At 55.6% G+C, this 14,795-nt stretch carries 15 protein-coding genes; 4 read left to right on the forward strand and 11 right to left on the reverse strand.

What is annotated here, in order from left to right; genetic code table 11:
* Nucleotides 1-110: 110 nt before the first annotated feature.
* The gene (locus tag ACZ1HV_RS06595) at nt 111-1,109 is read left to right on the forward strand and encodes a DUF2336 domain-containing protein (RefSeq protein ID WP_472717648.1); all 999 of its coding nucleotides are present in this window, start codon (nt 111-113) and stop codon (nt 1,107-1,109) included.
* Between the two features lie 100 nt (nt 1,110-1,209).
* Here ACZ1HV_RS06595 and ACZ1HV_RS06600 read toward each other — a convergent pair whose 3' ends face one another.
* Nucleotides 1,210-2,121: a LysR family transcriptional regulator gene (locus ACZ1HV_RS06600; RefSeq protein ID WP_472717649.1), complete on the reverse strand. Its 912-nt coding sequence runs from the start codon at nt 2,119-2,121 to the stop codon at nt 1,210-1,212.
* 107 nt (nt 2,122-2,228) lie between these two features.
* Between ACZ1HV_RS06600 and ACZ1HV_RS06605 the strand changes: the two genes are divergently transcribed.
* The 3 genes from ACZ1HV_RS06605 to ACZ1HV_RS06615 all read left to right on the forward strand — a co-directional run bounded on the left by ACZ1HV_RS06605 (nt 2,229) and on the right by ACZ1HV_RS06615 (nt 4,367).
* Nucleotides 2,229-2,384 carry a hypothetical protein gene (locus ACZ1HV_RS06605; protein ID WP_472717650.1) on the forward strand — a complete coding sequence of 52 codons (156 nt, stop codon included), beginning with the start codon at nt 2,229-2,231 and terminating at the stop codon, nt 2,382-2,384.
* Between the two features lie 155 nt (nt 2,385-2,539).
* The gene (locus tag ACZ1HV_RS06610; protein ID WP_472717651.1) at nt 2,540-3,004 is read left to right on the forward strand and encodes a nuclear transport factor 2 family protein; all 465 of its coding nucleotides are present in this window, start codon (nt 2,540-2,542) and stop codon (nt 3,002-3,004) included.
* 280 nt (nt 3,005-3,284) lie between these two features.
* Nucleotides 3,285-4,367 carry a DUF2336 domain-containing protein gene (locus tag ACZ1HV_RS06615; RefSeq protein WP_298815964.1) on the forward strand — a complete coding sequence of 361 codons (1,083 nt, stop codon included), beginning with the start codon at nt 3,285-3,287 and terminating at the stop codon, nt 4,365-4,367.
* A gap of 31 nt (nt 4,368-4,398) precedes the next feature.
* Here ACZ1HV_RS06615 and ACZ1HV_RS06620 read toward each other — a convergent pair whose 3' ends face one another.
* The 10 genes from ACZ1HV_RS06620 to ACZ1HV_RS06665 form a co-directional block, all read right to left on the reverse strand.
* Nucleotides 4,399-5,634 carry a bifunctional alpha/beta hydrolase/OsmC family protein gene (locus tag ACZ1HV_RS06620; protein WP_298958260.1) on the reverse strand — a complete coding sequence of 412 codons (1,236 nt, stop codon included), beginning with the start codon at nt 5,632-5,634 and terminating at the stop codon, nt 4,399-4,401.
* Between the two features lie 117 nt (nt 5,635-5,751).
* Nucleotides 5,752-6,237, reverse strand: a complete 486-nt coding sequence (locus ACZ1HV_RS06625) for a cytochrome c-type biogenesis protein (protein WP_472717652.1) — start codon at nt 6,235-6,237, stop codon at nt 5,752-5,754.
* 4 nt (nt 6,238-6,241) lie between these two features.
* Entirely contained in the window at nt 6,242-8,233 is a 1,992-nt protein-coding gene (locus tag ACZ1HV_RS06630; RefSeq protein ID WP_472717653.1) for a heme lyase CcmF/NrfE family subunit, read from the reverse strand.
* A gap of 37 nt (nt 8,234-8,270) precedes the next feature.
* Nucleotides 8,271-8,720 (reverse strand): cytochrome c maturation protein CcmE, encoded by a 450-nt coding sequence (gene ccmE, locus ACZ1HV_RS06635; RefSeq protein ID WP_298815957.1) that lies wholly within the window; start codon nt 8,718-8,720, stop codon nt 8,271-8,273.
* Between the two features lie 66 nt (nt 8,721-8,786).
* On the reverse strand, nt 8,787-9,920 hold the full coding sequence (ccmI, locus tag ACZ1HV_RS06640) for a c-type cytochrome biogenesis protein CcmI (protein ID WP_472717654.1): 1,134 nt from the start codon (nt 9,918-9,920) through the stop codon (nt 8,787-8,789).
* A gap of 114 nt (nt 9,921-10,034) precedes the next feature.
* A complete protein-coding gene (locus tag ACZ1HV_RS06645) occupies nt 10,035-11,435 on the reverse strand; it encodes a hypothetical protein (RefSeq protein ID WP_472717655.1) in 1,401 nt (466 codons plus the stop codon).
* Between the two features lie 206 nt (nt 11,436-11,641).
* Nucleotides 11,642-12,079, reverse strand: coding sequence for an RT0821/Lpp0805 family surface protein (locus ACZ1HV_RS06650; RefSeq protein WP_298815951.1), 438 nt, complete (start codon nt 12,077-12,079; stop codon nt 11,642-11,644).
* A 270-nt stretch (nt 12,080-12,349) separates the two neighbouring features.
* Nucleotides 12,350-13,768 carry an ATP-binding protein gene (locus ACZ1HV_RS06655; protein ID WP_472717656.1) on the reverse strand — a complete coding sequence of 473 codons (1,419 nt, stop codon included), beginning with the start codon at nt 13,766-13,768 and terminating at the stop codon, nt 12,350-12,352.
* Nucleotides 13,758-14,426, reverse strand: coding sequence for a response regulator transcription factor (locus tag ACZ1HV_RS06660; protein ID WP_152502628.1), 669 nt, complete (start codon nt 14,424-14,426; stop codon nt 13,758-13,760). The genes ACZ1HV_RS06655 and ACZ1HV_RS06660 overlap by 11 nt, the downstream gene beginning before the upstream one ends.
* Before the next feature lie 79 nt (nt 14,427-14,505).
* Complete coding sequence (locus ACZ1HV_RS06665; protein ID WP_173006090.1) at nt 14,506-14,760, reverse strand: PepSY domain-containing protein; 255 nt, start codon at nt 14,758-14,760, stop codon at nt 14,506-14,508.
* Nucleotides 14,761-14,795 lie beyond the last annotated feature (35 nt).

Here is a 14,795-nt window from a genome sequence, read left to right on the forward strand (position 1 = left end):
ATCATAAAGTGCAAAAAACACATTATGAAACCAAGCGATTGCAACTTAAAGGCTTTTTCTTCACCGGTTGTAAATGAATTGCAGTGATACTTTTGACTTAGGGTATCAACATGACTGAGTCGCTCCTTCAACTTGCAAAAGACAGTTCCGCAGACAAGAAACACGAGCTTGCAGAGCACGTGACCGAACTGCTTGTAGCACGGGCAAGTGACACTCAATCAGAAGAAACCAGTCTCCTGAACAATATGCTCGAAGGCGTTTACGATTCTCTGGAATTGGAAGCCCGGAAAACAATGTCCGAACGCCTTTGCACTGTCGAGGCGACTTCGAACAAGCTTGCCGTAGCGATGGCAAGCGATGATTTGCCGGTCGCCCAAGCGGTTCTGGAGCGCTCCAATTGCCTTCGCGAGAAAGATCTTCAAAATATCGCCGCAACCAAGGACGAAGCCTATCTGCTTGCGTTGGCCAAACGCGACCATATCAGCAAGGATCTGGGCGGTATCCTCGTCAAACGCGGCAGCAAAAAGGTTAAGCATGCGGTCGCCGCAAATCTGGGTGCCGAGATCACCCTGCCGGTGTTCGAGTCCCTGGTCAAAGACATGCCCAAACAGCTGGGAGACCGCATCCGGCATCTGCGCAAGTCGAATGACGAATTGATTGAAGACCTTTTCAAGGACGACGGAGATATCGCTGCCGGCAAAGAGCTTGTCAAACGCCCGTCAAAGATCAGCCCGAAGGCATGGCTGATGGGCATCAGGCTAAAGAAAACCAACCTGAACAAGGCAATCTATCAGCTCTCCATCGAGCATAATCTTCTGGATGCCGTCGCACTGTTGTCCTTTTTCTGCGGACTGGACATGAAATATGTTCACAACCTGATGGTTCGCTTCGATTCAACAGGCATCGCCACAGTTTGTCGTGCAACCGGTATTGGCGCGAAGGAATTTCAAGCCATCTGCAAGGAACGCTGCAAGCACCTGAAGTTTCCAGAAAGCACCGGCAGCAAGTGGCTGACCAACTACCACATGCTGGATGAAACCGATGCCCGGCGCCTGCTGTCGCTCATGAAGATGAAGCTGAAGGCAACAAAGCAGAAAAAGGCTGCCTGACATTTCTTGAAACGTCGAGGGCTGGCAGCAGTCAGGTCCATCCGGATTTCAATTCCCAGCACAGCGGGCCCACAAAGATCAGCCATCTCTCCAATTTGCATCATCGCCAGTCTGCTGCACCGGCGAGAGTTGTTTCAATTGCCTTGATGGTTGCCTGAACTGACCCGGGCAACAGCTTTTCATAAGCATGAAGAGCATATACGGGTGTTTGTTCGAGCGCGTGTTCTCCGAAAAGAGGTACAAGTCGTCCTGTTCGCAAGTCTTCAACGACCCCAATGTCAGGCAGCAACGCAACGCCCAGGCCTTCCCGGGCGAGCGCTGCGATGGCCTCGACCGTGTTGCTTCTGATACCTGGTGTGAAATGAAGGTGTATCGGAGTGCCGTCCTTTTGAGGTTGAAGGATGTGCTCAAGATATTCCGGCTCGCGCGCATGAGCGATATAGGGGAGCGACTGCACCCATTCCTGGAAGGTCGGATCGTCACGGGAAGGTGCTGCATCGAGCAGGCCAGGTGCAACGCAAAGCATATCGTGCAAGGCTCCAACACGGCGCGCCCTCAAACTGCTGTCGGGCAGGTCTCCAACGGTTAGGGACACGTCAATTCCTTCTGCAATCAGATCAAGCCGTTTGTCGTCAGCGATAACCTGTGGCTTGAGATGAGGAAACTGCCGCCTCACATGCGCCATTGCCGGCGCTATGACGGTCGAGATCAATGCATGGGGAGCCGTGATCGTAATTGGCCCAGATGGCCTGGCGCCAAAGGCTTCCATTTCCGTTTGTGCAAGTCGCGACAACGCAACCAGTTCTTTGCATTTTTGGTAGTACCGCTTTCCCGCCGGCGTCAGTGACAAACGCCGCGTCGTGCGCACAGCGAGCTTCACGTCAAGTTCCGTCTCAAGCCGCTTCAGGTTTTGACTGACGGCGGACTTGGCCAAGTTCATCTCATCTGCGGCACGCGTTATCGACCCGGTTTCGACAATGGTGACGAACGTTTGCGGCAAGACGGACAACATTGATTATTTGTTCTCTTAAAATGAACAGTATTTTCTTTTTTATACTCTTTTTAGAACATTAGAACCATCTCAAATTAGCGGCACCGGAAATCATAACGGAGCCGAGCATGACCCGCCTTGTTACCTTTGAGTTGACTTCAGCCGACCGAGCCGCTGACAGCCCCGCCTCCTTCCTGGAAACTATCCTGCCGCAGACCCGTTGTTTCGAGCGCCGCGAAACGGCTGAATTTGCCGTGTCTGAAAACGCGCCTTTCCCGGCTTAGCTTATTGAAAAGCGGCAATCAAAAGCAGGCTTTGAAGCCTGTCTGAACTGGCATTTTGAACGCGGCGGCTACGCATGAATGCACCAGCTTCTTGCCGCCGAGCCTGCCTCACTCACCTCACCCAAGCCTGACACATGCATTAAGGAACCAAATCAATGAAACTGAAACACACGCTTACCGCCCTTGTCGCAATTCTCGCTCTCACTTGCGGACAGAGCTTCGCGCAGGATGCGGAGACACGTGCTGCCAGTGAATATGAACTTAGCACCGCCGTTGCGAAAGCCAGCCGTGCCTGGCGCGATGCCTTCAATGCTGGCGACGCAGCCGCTGCGGCAGCGCTTTATGAAGAAGACGCTATCATGGTCGCTAAACCGTTCGGTACGTTCAAGGGCCGGGCCGCCATTGAGGGGTTCTGGACAAAACTCATTGAAGATGGATTTGACGATGTCGTCTATTTCAACACGTCAACCACAATTGTTGACAAAAGCCTGACATCCGCGCGCGTTGCAGCGGATTGGCAAATGAACAATGCACAAGGGATCATCACCAATGAGCATTGGGTCCTTCAACCTGACGGTAGTGTCTTGTTGCGCGAAGATCACTTCGAGGTTGCACAGTAAAACCGGCGGCCCCATCCGCTACCTTTAAGCGCCCCCTTTCTTCCGCTGAAAGCCGCAACTCCGACCTGCGTGTTCAACATCGACGCGCAGGTCTTTTCAAACACATTGCCGCGACAGTGAACAAAGCTCTGAACACTTGCATTTGCTGCAGCGCACGGTCCATTCACTGTGATTTTTCACAATGCACCCAAGATTAATTGAATTTTTTCGGTGCGTTTTATCCAGTTGTAAACGGTCTATACGGTAGTCCTGAAGGTCAAAAGAACGGATTGGCCCCGATATGATCGAAGATATTCTTAATCTCGCCCAGGAAACGACGCCGGAAAAACGCCATCAGCTCGTCGAACACGTCACCGAGCTGTTTGTAAATGGTGCGGACAGTTACCAGACCGAAGAGATCACCCTCTTCAACACGGTGCTTGAAAAGATGTTGCCGGCGATGGAGCGGGAACAAAAGAAAGACGTATCCGAACAGCTAGCTCCAATCGACACGACATCATCGGAGATTGCCAACCATTTGGCCCGAGAAGAAATCGATATCGCGCGTCCAATGCTTACCCAATCCAAAGCGCTGGCGAGCGAAGACATTCTCCGTCTGGCCAAGACAATGGGGCAAGGTCACCTGCTGGCCATTTCCAAACGCGACAACCTTGAATCGAAAGTCACCGACGTGCTTCTGGAGCGCGGTGAAAGCCCGGTCAAACAATCCGTTGCCGCCAACTCCGGGGCAGAATTTTCCGATTGGGGCTCCCGCCTGCTCATCAAGCTCGCCGAACGTGATGACAAGATCCGTGATGCTCTGATGGAGCGTGCAGACGTCAGCGAAGCGGACTATGAAAAGCTCATCGCACAAATGCCGAGCGAGCAGCAAAAGCGCATACGCGAGATGCGATCTCAAAATGAAGAGCTCATTCACGACCTCTTTCACAAGGCAAGCAAGGTCGTTGCCAGCTCGAAACTGGAACGCAAAGCAACCCGGATCGACTCCAAAGCAGTCCTGAAGGAAATCCGTGCCGGTCAGCGCACTCTCGGCAAGGCCATTACCAAGTTGGCTCTGTCAAACAACCTATTGGACATCTGTTTTCTGCTCGCAGAAATGGCTGGGCTGGAGCAGAAATACGTCACCAATGTCATGGTTCGATACGACGCAACAGGCGTGGCCGTTCTTTGTCGTGCTCTGGGCGTGGACAACACCGACTACAACGCATTGTGCAAGGCACGCGCCATGCATAACAAGCAACCGCAATCGACCGTGGAAAACTGGATAAACGACTACCAGTCGCTAACGGACCGGGATGCGCGCCGTCTGCTGTCTTTCATGAAAATCCGCCTTTCATCGCTCGAAAGCGAGGCAGCTGCCTAGCACAGTCAGCCTGCCTCTTTTCGCGTCGACGCTATTTCATTTCTTCGCGGGTCACCACAGCAGCACCAGCTTCCAGCGTCCGATGGACCGGACACTTGTCGGCTATCTCAAGCATGCGAGCACGTGTTTGGGCATCCAGATCGCCTTCCAGAGAGATAACGCGCTCGAAGCGATCGATCTTGCCTCCCTTGGCCTTCTGCTCCTCAGAGCACTCCTGGCAATCGGCCGCGTGGACCTTGTCATGAAGCACCCGCGTTCCGATGCGGTCAAGTTGCAGTCCCTTGCGGTCGGCATACATGCGCAACGTCATCACCGTACACGCGCCGAGAGCTGCCGACAGGTAGCCGTAGGGAGACGGACCGCTGTCCAGACCGCCATAGGAAGTCGGTTCGTCGGCAATCAACCGATGATGCCCTGTGGCGACCATTGCCTGGAATTTGCCCTGACCTGTCTCGACAACGTCAACGCCTTCCGGGACCGGTTCGTTCTGCGATCCTTCGTCCTTGTCGAGATATGCGCTCGCCCAGCCGGCAATCACACGAGCCGCATAAGCAGCGTCCTCGCTCCGCGTTAACAGATGATCCGCCTTGTCCAGCGATACGAAACTCTTCGGGTGTTTGGCGGCAACGAAAATACTGGTCGCATTGTCAATGCCAACCGTTTCGTCCAGGGGCGCGTGCATAACAAGCAGCGGTTTGCCGAGGCTGGCCGTTTTCGATTGAACGGATTGCGCCTCCAGGTCCTCCAGGAACTCCTTCCGGATCGTGAAGGTGCGGCCCGCGAGATCAACTTCGCCAAGCCCATTTTCCCGAATTTCGTCTTCCGCCCCTTTGAAGTTGTGGATCACATGATCCGCATCTGAAGGCGCTCCGATTGTAACCACGGCACGCGCTTCGGGTATGTCACCGGCAACGCTCAGGACCGCAGCTCCCCCTAAGGAATGGCCAATTATGAGCTGTGGCGCTTCGTAGTTCTTGCGCAAAAAGTCAGCGGCCAACTTCAGATCTTCGACATTCGAAGAAAAACCGGTGGAAGAGAAATCGCCACCACTGCCGCCAAGTCCGGTGAAGTCGAAGCGAAGAACAGCGATACCTTCGGCGGAGAGAGCACCGGCGATGTGGCGCGCGGCAGGAATGTCCTTTGAACAGGTAAAGCAATGAGCGAACAACGCAAATGCCCGAATTTTACCAGCTGGAAGATCCAATCGGGCCGCCAGCTTCGCACCATGTGCGCCGTCAAATTCCAGTTTCTGTGGTCGACTTGCCATATCCAGGCCCTCCAGCGTTTGTCTGCGCCAGAGGTAAGCACGCCCAATAGCCATGCAAGTCACGCCTTGGTGTGAACAATGTGATCCGGCCTTGCTGGTGTTCAGCTGGCCGCAGGTTCAATCCGTTTTTTCAAGCAAGGCCTTCAGGCGTCTCTCTTCCTCAGCCGACAGTTTCGTCTGCGCGGAGCCTGCCTCGGCCTGTAAACGCTTCGAGCGCCCCCGGAGTGTCAGAACAATTGCGATCATGCCGGCGACCAGTGAAATTGGACCGGCTGCCCACAACAAGATCGTGTGCCAGGCAAGCCTCGGCTTCAGCAATACAAATTCGCCGTAGCGCGACACCAGATAGTCGATCACCTGCTTGTCGCTGTCGCCGGCAACAAGCCTTTCACGGACCAGGACACGCAAGTCTTTTGCCAAGGGTGCATCGCTGTCATCGATGGACTGGTTCTGACACACCATGCAGCGGAGTTCAGCTGAAAGCGCCCTTGCGCGCTGTTCCAACACCGGATCATCCAGGACCTCGTCCGGCGTAACCGCATGTACGGAGGGAACCATCAAGCAAATACTCAGGACAAGGGCTGAAAAGAACGTCTTCCACATGGGGCTACTCTGCCGGTGCCGGCGCCGCTGCAGCGGTGCGTTTTCGTGAGGGTTTGGGCGCGCCGACACGAAGGCGCCTGTCGGCCATCGAGAAAACCGCCCCAATTGACATGATAACGCAGCCAATCCAGATCAATGTGATCATGGGCTTGAAATAGACCCTGACATCAACCGCGCCATCACCACGACTTTCGCCCAGCGACAAATAGACCTGGGAAAAGCCGGTCGTGTAAATTCCCGCTTCTGTCGTCGGCATTTGCCGCGCGGTGTAGACCCTTTTGGATGGATCAAGTTCACTGACAACGACCCCACCCTTGCGGATCGTGAAATGACCAACTTCTTCGGTGTAGTTCGGTCCCCGTCTGGGAGCGGCTCCGTCGAAGGTCACCTGGTAGCCGGACAACTCAACCGAGTCGCCGGGACGCATGGTCTGAATGTGTTCCTCCTGGAAAGCGGATGCGGTAACAATACCGAGAACCGTCACCCCGACGCCGAAATGGGCAACAGCGGTTCCCCACGCCGAGCCTGGAAGTCCCCAAAGTCGAGCGATCCCGCGCTTCAATCCGATTTCAAAAAGCTTCACACGCGTCAGGATTTCAGAAACCGCACCGGCCATCACCCAGACACCCAGGCCCACACCGAGCGGTGCCAGGACCTTTTCCATGCCCCAGAGCCAGAATGTGAACAGGGTCATTGCCAGCGCAATGCCGAGTGCAACGTAAAGCCTCTGACAGGCCGCCAGAAGGTCTCCACGTTTCCAGGAAAGTATCGGTCCGAACGGAACCGCCATCAAAAGCGGTATCATCAACGGTCCGAATGTCAGGTTGAAGAACGGTGCTCCGACGGAAATCGTTTCACCCGTAATCGCATCGAGCACCAGGGGATAAAGCGTGCCGACAAAAACGGCTGCGCACGCGGCTGTCAGGAAGAGGTTGTTCAGGACAAGTCCGCCCTCCCGGCTGATTGGGGCAAACAGCCCGCCTTGCTTCAGCATCGGTGCACGCCAGGCATAAAGCGCCAGAGAGCCGCCGATAAAGATACACAATAGGCCAAGGATGAAGACACCACGCGCCGGGTCGGTTGCAAAGGCGTGAACCGAGGTCAGAACACCCGAACGGACAAGAAAGGTTCCAAGAAGCGAGAGCGAAAAGGTGAAAATCGCCAAAAGGATCGTCCAGACCTTCAGCGCTTCGCGCTTTTCCATGACGATAGCGGAATGCAACAGCGCTGTCCCGGCCAGCCAGGGCATGAAACTGGCATTTTCAACCGGATCCCAGAACCACCAGCCACCCCAGCCGAGTTCATAATAAGCCCAGTATGAGCCCATCGCGATGCCGAGTGTGAGAAAGCACCATGCAAGCAATGTCCACGGCCGCACCCAACGCGCCCACGCCGCGTCAGTCCGCCCCAGGATCAAGGCGGCAACCGCAAAAGAGAAGGTGATGGAAAAACCGACATAACCGACATAAAGAAGCGGTGGATGGATGGCCAGACCAATGTCCTGAAGGATCGGATTGAGATCCGCACCTTCCAGGGGCGGATTTACGACCCGCTGGAACGGGTTTGACGTGGCCAGAAGGAAGAGAATGAAACCGGCGGTCACCCAGCCTTGAACGGCCAGTGTCAGAGCCCTGAGATCGGCCGGCAGATTGCCACCGAAAAAGCCAACCAAGGCGCCGAAAAACACCAGGATGAGCACCCAGAGCAACATCGACCCTTCGTGATTGCCCCAAACGCCTGTGAACTTATAGAGGAACGGCTTTGCCGAATGAGAATTCTGCACGACGTTCAGAACGGAAAAGTCAGAACTCAGATAGGCCATGGTCAGGACAATGAAGGATATCAAGACCAGGATGAAAAGCATCACGGAGACTGGAGAGGCAACCGCCATCAGCCGTTCATTTCCCGTAATACCGCCCCAGAATGGGATGATGGATTGCACCAGCGTAAGAGCGAACGCGAGTACCAGCGCATAGTGTCCGAATTCGATGATCATCGTCGGCCTTTAAGTCCCGTCCATTTCGACCGCCAAACTAGTTTGCAGTCGCCTCACCACCTTGCCAATGCCCCTGATCCTTCAGGGCTTCGGCAACCTCCTTGGGCATGTAGTTCTCGTCGTGTTTTGCCAGAACGCTGTCTGCGACGAAAATACCATTGGTCCCGATGATACCTTCCGTGACAACACCCTGCCCTTCACGGAAGAGATCCGGCAGAATACCTTTATAGGTAACTTGAACCACGTTCTCCATGTCGGTCACGCGGAATTCAACCTGAGCGTTGTCGGAGCGAACGATGGAACCTTCTTCAACAAGACCACCCAGTCTGATGCGTTGTCCGTCGGGGATCGTGTTTTGCGTGATGTCCGTTGGACTTTGGAAAAAGACGATTTGGTCGTTTAAGGCAAACAGGATCAGCCCAAGCGCAACAGCCAGAACGGCACCAGCCGATCCGATCAGGGTCAATCTCATTTGTTTTCTTGTCATGGCATTGCGTCCGAATTTCAATTGCGAAGTCGTTTGGGCCCCCAAATGTCCCTCACCCGGCTCCGTTCACGATCCAGTTAAGCCCAACTGATCTGCAGCGTCCTTGATCAGAGACAAATCATCCGGATTTTCAGCATAAGCCGCCAGAGCGTCATTCAAGGCTGTTTCCGCCTTCTGTTTTTCGCCAAGAACCATGTAAGCCCGCATCAGCTGGTTCCATTCATCCACGCTTCCGCCTTCCGCAGACAGCCGCTCAGCAAGACCGGAAACCATACCCTGGATCATGGTCTGTCGATCTTCGGCTGTCAGGTCCGAAGTTACGGCAATATCTTCTTCAGTGGGTCCTGGCCGATTCGCCACTGGCGGCGCGGTTCCTTGAAGTTCGGCAAGTTGCGCGCGCGCAGCGCCGACCCAGGCCTGCGTTTCATCCTCGCCTTTAAGAAGCTGTTCCCAGGCGGCTACAGCTTCATCCGTCCGGCCTTCCTGCCCGAGTGCAAGCGCCAGGAAAAACCGTGGTTTCACCGCTTCGGGTTGCAGGCTGACGGCCTGATCAAATGCCTTGCGCGCATCTGCTGTCACCAGTCCCTGATTGGCAATTGTGAGCGCTTCGCCCATGTCCGTCAGCCAATCGGCGTTCGGACCGACAATGCGAAGCGCGTTTGCATAGGCTCTTGCCGAGCTTTCAGGTTGCCCGATGGTCATATAAACCGGGGCAATAACCGCCCAGCCTTGGCCGTCTTCTGGATTTTCCGCAAGATGCCGCTCAACGCGCGCAACCAGCACATCAACTGATTGTCCCTGCGCAGGTCCCTCAAGACGCGCCGAAAGCGGCTGATCCGGCTGATCCGGAGATCCCAGGAAGATGTAAAGGCCGAATGTCGCGGCAGGCAGGAAGACAATTGCCAGACCGATTGCAATTTTGTTCTGGAGAGACCTCTCGCTCTTTTCGACCGTTTGTGTCTGCCGTTCGCTGGCCGACAAGAGGCGGCGTGCGATCTCAGTGCGGGCTGCCTCGGCAGCCTCCGGCTCGATCAGCCCTCTTTTCAGGTCGCGATCCACTGTTTCAAGCTGTTCGCGGTAAACAGCCTCATCCGCCTTTGAAGCGGCAGCGCCGGCTGGCTGCCGGTTTCTAGAAAGCGGGACGAGAACCGCAAGCGTTGCGGCCGCCGTCAATGCAGCAATAAGGATCCAGAACATCATGGGCGCACTATAGACTACCGGCAGCAGACAAATGCAAGGCAGCTGTCCTGTGACCGGCGGTCGCGGCTGACCAACCGGCAACAGGATACGCCGGGCCTAAATTCGGAGATGTTTTCAGCGCCTTCCAAGCGCGCTGGCGACGAGCTTTCGTTCCGGATTTTTGTGTGGAGCACCCTCTCTCGAAGATCCATTGCCAACCGCGGATTGTCGGCTGCGCCGCAACTGTGCGGCATAGTCAGCACCAAAATAGATTTCGGAGAGCATGATCGCAGCATCTGCCGCAGCCGTACTGGCCTCCAACTGCTGACCCTTCGCCTTACCCAGGTCCGTGATCAGCGAACGTGTCATGATTTCCAGCGTCTGCTCGACTGCCTGGCGCGTCCGTTTTCCGATCTCGTTGACTGCAAAGGTCTCGGACGCATTGCGCACCATCCCCACGACCCGAAGCGCCCGGACCGCGTCGTCGATGGCGGACTGGTCCACCACGAGTTTGCCGCTCTGGTCATGTTTGGGTAGCCGCAAGGCGCGTCTTATAGCGCCGTGGGCCCCGTCAAGTTCGCGTGTGACTACACCCGATATGCTGCGTTTGGTCTCCGACAGCTGCTTGTGCCACTTGCCTGTAACTGTCAGATCGATGTCGCGTTCCACGCCACGAACCAGAGTGTGATACTCCGAAAGCGCTTGAGAAAACGCAACCGGATCCGGATTGTGATTGCGGTGTTCGAACGCAAGGATCTGCAAGCGTTCGGCCTCGCTCATGACCACATCGACAAATGGGGCGAATTGCGAGCTTGCGATGGCTTTGGGATCGTCGTCTCCCACGAGCCTTCCGGCAAAGGTACACAATGCGGACGGTGTTTCGGATCGCTCAACAAGCGCCGCGGCCAGCACAGGCACGTGATCGGGGAAACGCGCAGAGCATTTGTCGACCAGACGCAGGACATCCATGTCCTTTTTCAAGCGATGTTCGTTGATCCGGTCGGGGATGCTTTGCAACAGCGGCGAAAGCCACTTCTCGGCAGCAAAGACCTTCAGGATATCCCTGACTTCAGCGATACCCCGTTCACCGCCAAGTTCAATGCCAATTCGCCGATGTTCCTTCTCGGAGATTTCGGCGCGGTGCAAAGCGTCACCGATCAGCTCGACGGACCGGCTTCGCAGGGCGTGGACAAGAGCGTCAACCCTTTCACCGCTGACTGTCGCATTACCGGCCTGTTCCAGAACGATCCTGACATCAGTCGCCAGAACATCCCGGCAAAGCCATGCCCAGACCTTGTCCAGGATACCTCGGTAAATGCGGCCTTCCTGCCTGTTCGGCAGAACCTCGTTGATCAGGAAGTCATCCAGCGGCGAAAAGAACATTCGCTGGATCTGGCCGCGTCGTTGCTCCCCGCCCTGTATATCGGGCGTCACCTTTTGAGGTTTGCGAAGTAGTTTTACGGCTGCAGCAAGAATAAATTGGATGTTGGGATCTGCGTTTTTTTCGGTCTTGGCGCGTTCCAAATTACGGACCAAAGCCTCAACCGCCTGAGGACTGAGGCTGCCCAAATATGACTTCAATTTGGTTTCAAGCTTGTCCGAATATACCATTCACAGGGTCAACATCGCGATCTCAATTCGAGCGATGGTACCCGCAGAGACTTAAGCAATTGTTGAGATTGCAAGTAGCTGATTGATAGATATCGGGAATTGCGTTTCGAGATAAAGACCGCGAAGAGGCTTCAACCGATGACTTGCCACTTGCCGCGATCGGTTTCACAAGCTGTTCCGCGTGCCTGCAGGATCTGCCCTCGCAATACCATTTCATGAGTGAACTCACGGCAGCCAGTCTCATTCACGTAATAAACCGGACCGGGACGCACCTGGCCACTGCGGCCGGTACGGTCGTTTTGCCAGGCCACCGATACGCCGACACCTTTGGCCCGCAACGCCCGGTTCTGCGCATCTTCAGCCGCGCGGCGATCCGAAGGCTCCAGCGCATCTCCGAACTCGTTGTTCACAAGCACCGAAATTGCAGCATTGGCTTCAGTCCCCGCAACATTTGCGTTCGGATCTCCGAAGAACGATCCCAATCCGCTGGTATCCTTCGTGCCGGATGTCATGGAACAGCCGGCAAGAGCGGTGAACAGAGCAAGACAGATGGCACTGCGAAAACGCATGCGTTGAAGCTCCCAGAGCACCGGAAGGCGGCATTTGTGCCGACCGCGGTGCTGTTGCTCGATTTCCAGTTACCAGAGCATTTTTCTGGTTGTCACCTGAAGGCGACATGCTCCAGTGGGTTTGAGAACCGGCGTGAACCGGTGGGTGAATCATTGATATTTTCAATTTGTGGCCGAACTTGGCCACAAACCGGAATATAAGCACATGATTTGCGATTCAACTTATCACAGTCACTTCATCAAATTGGCATGGAACACTTAAAAATTCGCCTATTCCCTGGTGAGTGACGGCAGGATCAGCTTTGCCTTCAAACCGCCCAAATCCGACCCGTCCAACGTGAACTTGCCACCATAAAGCGCGGCAAGATCCGCAACGATCGACAGGCCCAGTCCGGTCCCGGGGACAGTTTCATCCAGCCGACGACCGCGCTTGACGGCTTCTGCGCGCTCTTCGGGCGTCAGTCCAGGACCATCATCCTCGACCGTAATCGAAAACATGTCCCTGTTGGTGGTCGGATCCTGAAGCGTTTCAACTTTGACGGCGACCTTTGAAACAGCCCATTTGCAAGCATTGTCGATCAGATTGCCGCTCATTTCTTCAAGATCCTGGCTCTCGCCGCGGAACCGTATCTCGGACGCTTGATCGAACGTCACCGCAATGCCTTTTTCGCGATAGATTTTGCCCATGGCTCGGATCAGACGGGACAGAACCGGTTCGGTCTCGCACGAAACGCCGATCACTCGCCGCTGTGCCGCCATGCGCGCGCGCTCCAGGTGATGCTGTATCTGCGTCGACATGATAGCGGTCTGTTCCGAAACCTTGTCGGCAAGTGGCCCGCCGGACGCTCTTGCTTCATTGGAAATCACCGACAACGGGGTTTTAAGCCCGTGTGCAAGGTTGCCGACGTGGGTACGGGCGCGTTCAACAATCTCCCTGTTGGAGACAATCAAAGCATTCAGCTCCACCGCAAGCGGGGCGATCTCGCGCGGCAGAGCTTCCTCAATTCGGTCCGCCTCTCCCTGCCGCACTGCACTTAGAGACGCACGCAAACGGGACAGCGGCCGCAAACCGACGCGAACCTGAAGGAAAATAGCCAGGATCAAGCCTAGTCCGACGACGCAGAGCGTGATTGCGACCATGCGGCTGAATTCGGAAACATCGGCCCAGAAACCCGCCGTCGCGGCACCAACAGCAATGATGTAGGGCACGTCTTCTATGGAAATTCTCTGCTGCATCACCCTGATTTCGTCGCCAGTCGGCCCGGTGATGAAGCCAACCGCGCTTTCCGCGTCTCCAATTTCGGGGACGTTCAACGGGTCACCGACAAGCGATTCAGAGGCATAAAGAATGGCTGGACTATCGGCTCGCCTGACGGTCCAATACCAACCTGATAGTGGCAGCGAAAATCTTGGATCTCCGCGATAGGTCGGTGCGGTCACGCGTGCAGCAGCTTCAGGCGCGTCGGCATCGGTCTCCAGCATTTCGGATATCAGCGCCTTGATATGAATTTCCAGCTGCGTGTCGAACGCACGTTCGCTTGCCCGCTGATAGAGGCTGACGAGAAACACACCTGCAAGGGCGAGAGCAATAGCGGACCATACAGCTGCGACAAGAACGAGCCTGGCTGCGAGCGATCGCTGCGGCCGCGCTTTCACGTTCGGTGCCACCTCAGCCGATTCAGCTGTCACTGGCATCTCCGAGACGATACCCAAGTCCTCTTATGGTTTCGATCAGGTCCGATCCGATTTTCTTGCGAAGCCGGCCGACAAAGACTTCGACCGTATTTGAGTCGCGGTCAAAGTCCTGATCATAAAGATGTTCCGTCAGCTCCGTACGCGAGATGACCTTGCCCTGATGATGCAGCAGGTAGGACAGGAGCCTGTACTCATGAGAGGTCAGTTTGATGGGATTTCCGTCAACCGTTACCCTTCCAGCCCGCAGGTCGAGCCGTACCGGGCCACACGTCAGTTCATTGGAAGCATGACCGGCGGCGCGCCGTACCAGGGCTCTGACGCGGGCAAGGACTTCCTCCATGTGAAAGGGTTTTGCGACATAGTCATCAGCGCCTGCGTCGATGCCAGCCACTTTGTCGGACCAGCGGTCACGTGCGGTCAGAATCAGAACTGGCATCGTGCGTCCGTCGCGGCGCCAGTTTTCCAGAACAGAAAGACCATCGAGCGTCGGCAGGCCGAGATCGAGGACAACTGCATCATAGGGCTCCGTGTCGCCCAGAAAGTGTCCGTCTTCACCGTCCGTGGCACTGTCGACCACATAACCCGCCTCTTCGAGAGCGGTAACCAGTTGACGGTTCAGATCCGTATCATCTTCAACAACGAGAATGCGCATGCGTTTTGACTTCGGGCTTTCAAAAATGGAACACTCCGGCAATTCTCAGACCAAGCCGCCGGACAACAGTGAATATCCTCTAGCGACTGGCGTTGACTGTGACCGTCGTCACCTTACCGCCCTTCAGAACCGACAACTTGTAAACATAGCCGCCACCCTGTTGGCACAGCTGTGCCTTGACGATTTCCCCACCGGCACGGCCGGCGACCGCACCAAGTGGTGCTGCTTTGCCGCTCGCCACCGCATCGCGGGCCTGCGCCTGAGACAGGCAGGCCGCGCTTGCCGGGGTCACGGCGGCAAAAAACACGATTAAAAGGGCAACGAGCTGTTTCACGTTTTCGGTTCCGGTTCTGCCTACGATTTGATCAT

This window comes from Roseibium sp. JB4-4 (genome assembly GCF_055693425.1).

Excerpts from the sequence above, each read along its gene's own strand:
- ACZ1HV_RS06625 (WP_472717652.1), bottom strand. The coding sequence starts at position 6,237 with ATGTGGAAGACGTTCTTTTCAGCCCTTGTCCTGAGTATTTGCTTGATG.
- ccmE (WP_298815957.1), bottom strand. The coding sequence starts at position 8,720 with ATGACAAGAAAACAAATGAGATTGACCCTGATCGGATCGGCTGGTGCC.
- ACZ1HV_RS06605 (WP_472717650.1), top strand. The coding sequence starts at position 2,229 with ATGACCCGCCTTGTTACCTTTGAGTTGACTTCAGCCGACCGAGCCGCT.
- ACZ1HV_RS06600 (WP_472717649.1), bottom strand. The coding sequence starts at position 2,121 with ATGTTGTCCGTCTTGCCGCAAACGTTCGTCACCATTGTCGAAACCGGG.
- ACZ1HV_RS06630 (WP_472717653.1), bottom strand. The coding sequence starts at position 8,233 with ATGATCATCGAATTCGGACACTATGCGCTGGTACTCGCGTTCGCTCTT.
- ccmI (WP_472717654.1), bottom strand. The coding sequence starts at position 9,920 with ATGATGTTCTGGATCCTTATTGCTGCATTGACGGCGGCCGCAACGCTT.
- ACZ1HV_RS06620 (WP_298958260.1), bottom strand. The coding sequence starts at position 5,634 with ATGGCAAGTCGACCACAGAAACTGGAATTTGACGGCGCACATGGTGCG.
- ACZ1HV_RS06595 (WP_472717648.1), top strand. The coding sequence starts at position 111 with ATGACTGAGTCGCTCCTTCAACTTGCAAAAGACAGTTCCGCAGACAAG.
- ACZ1HV_RS06615 (WP_298815964.1), top strand. The coding sequence starts at position 3,285 with ATGATCGAAGATATTCTTAATCTCGCCCAGGAAACGACGCCGGAAAAA.
- ACZ1HV_RS06660 (WP_152502628.1), bottom strand. The coding sequence starts at position 14,426 with ATGCGCATTCTCGTTGTTGAAGATGATACGGATCTGAACCGTCAACTG.
- ACZ1HV_RS06610 (WP_472717651.1), top strand. The coding sequence starts at position 2,540 with ATGAAACTGAAACACACGCTTACCGCCCTTGTCGCAATTCTCGCTCTC.
- ACZ1HV_RS06650 (WP_298815951.1), bottom strand. The coding sequence starts at position 12,079 with ATGCGTTTTCGCAGTGCCATCTGTCTTGCTCTGTTCACCGCTCTTGCC.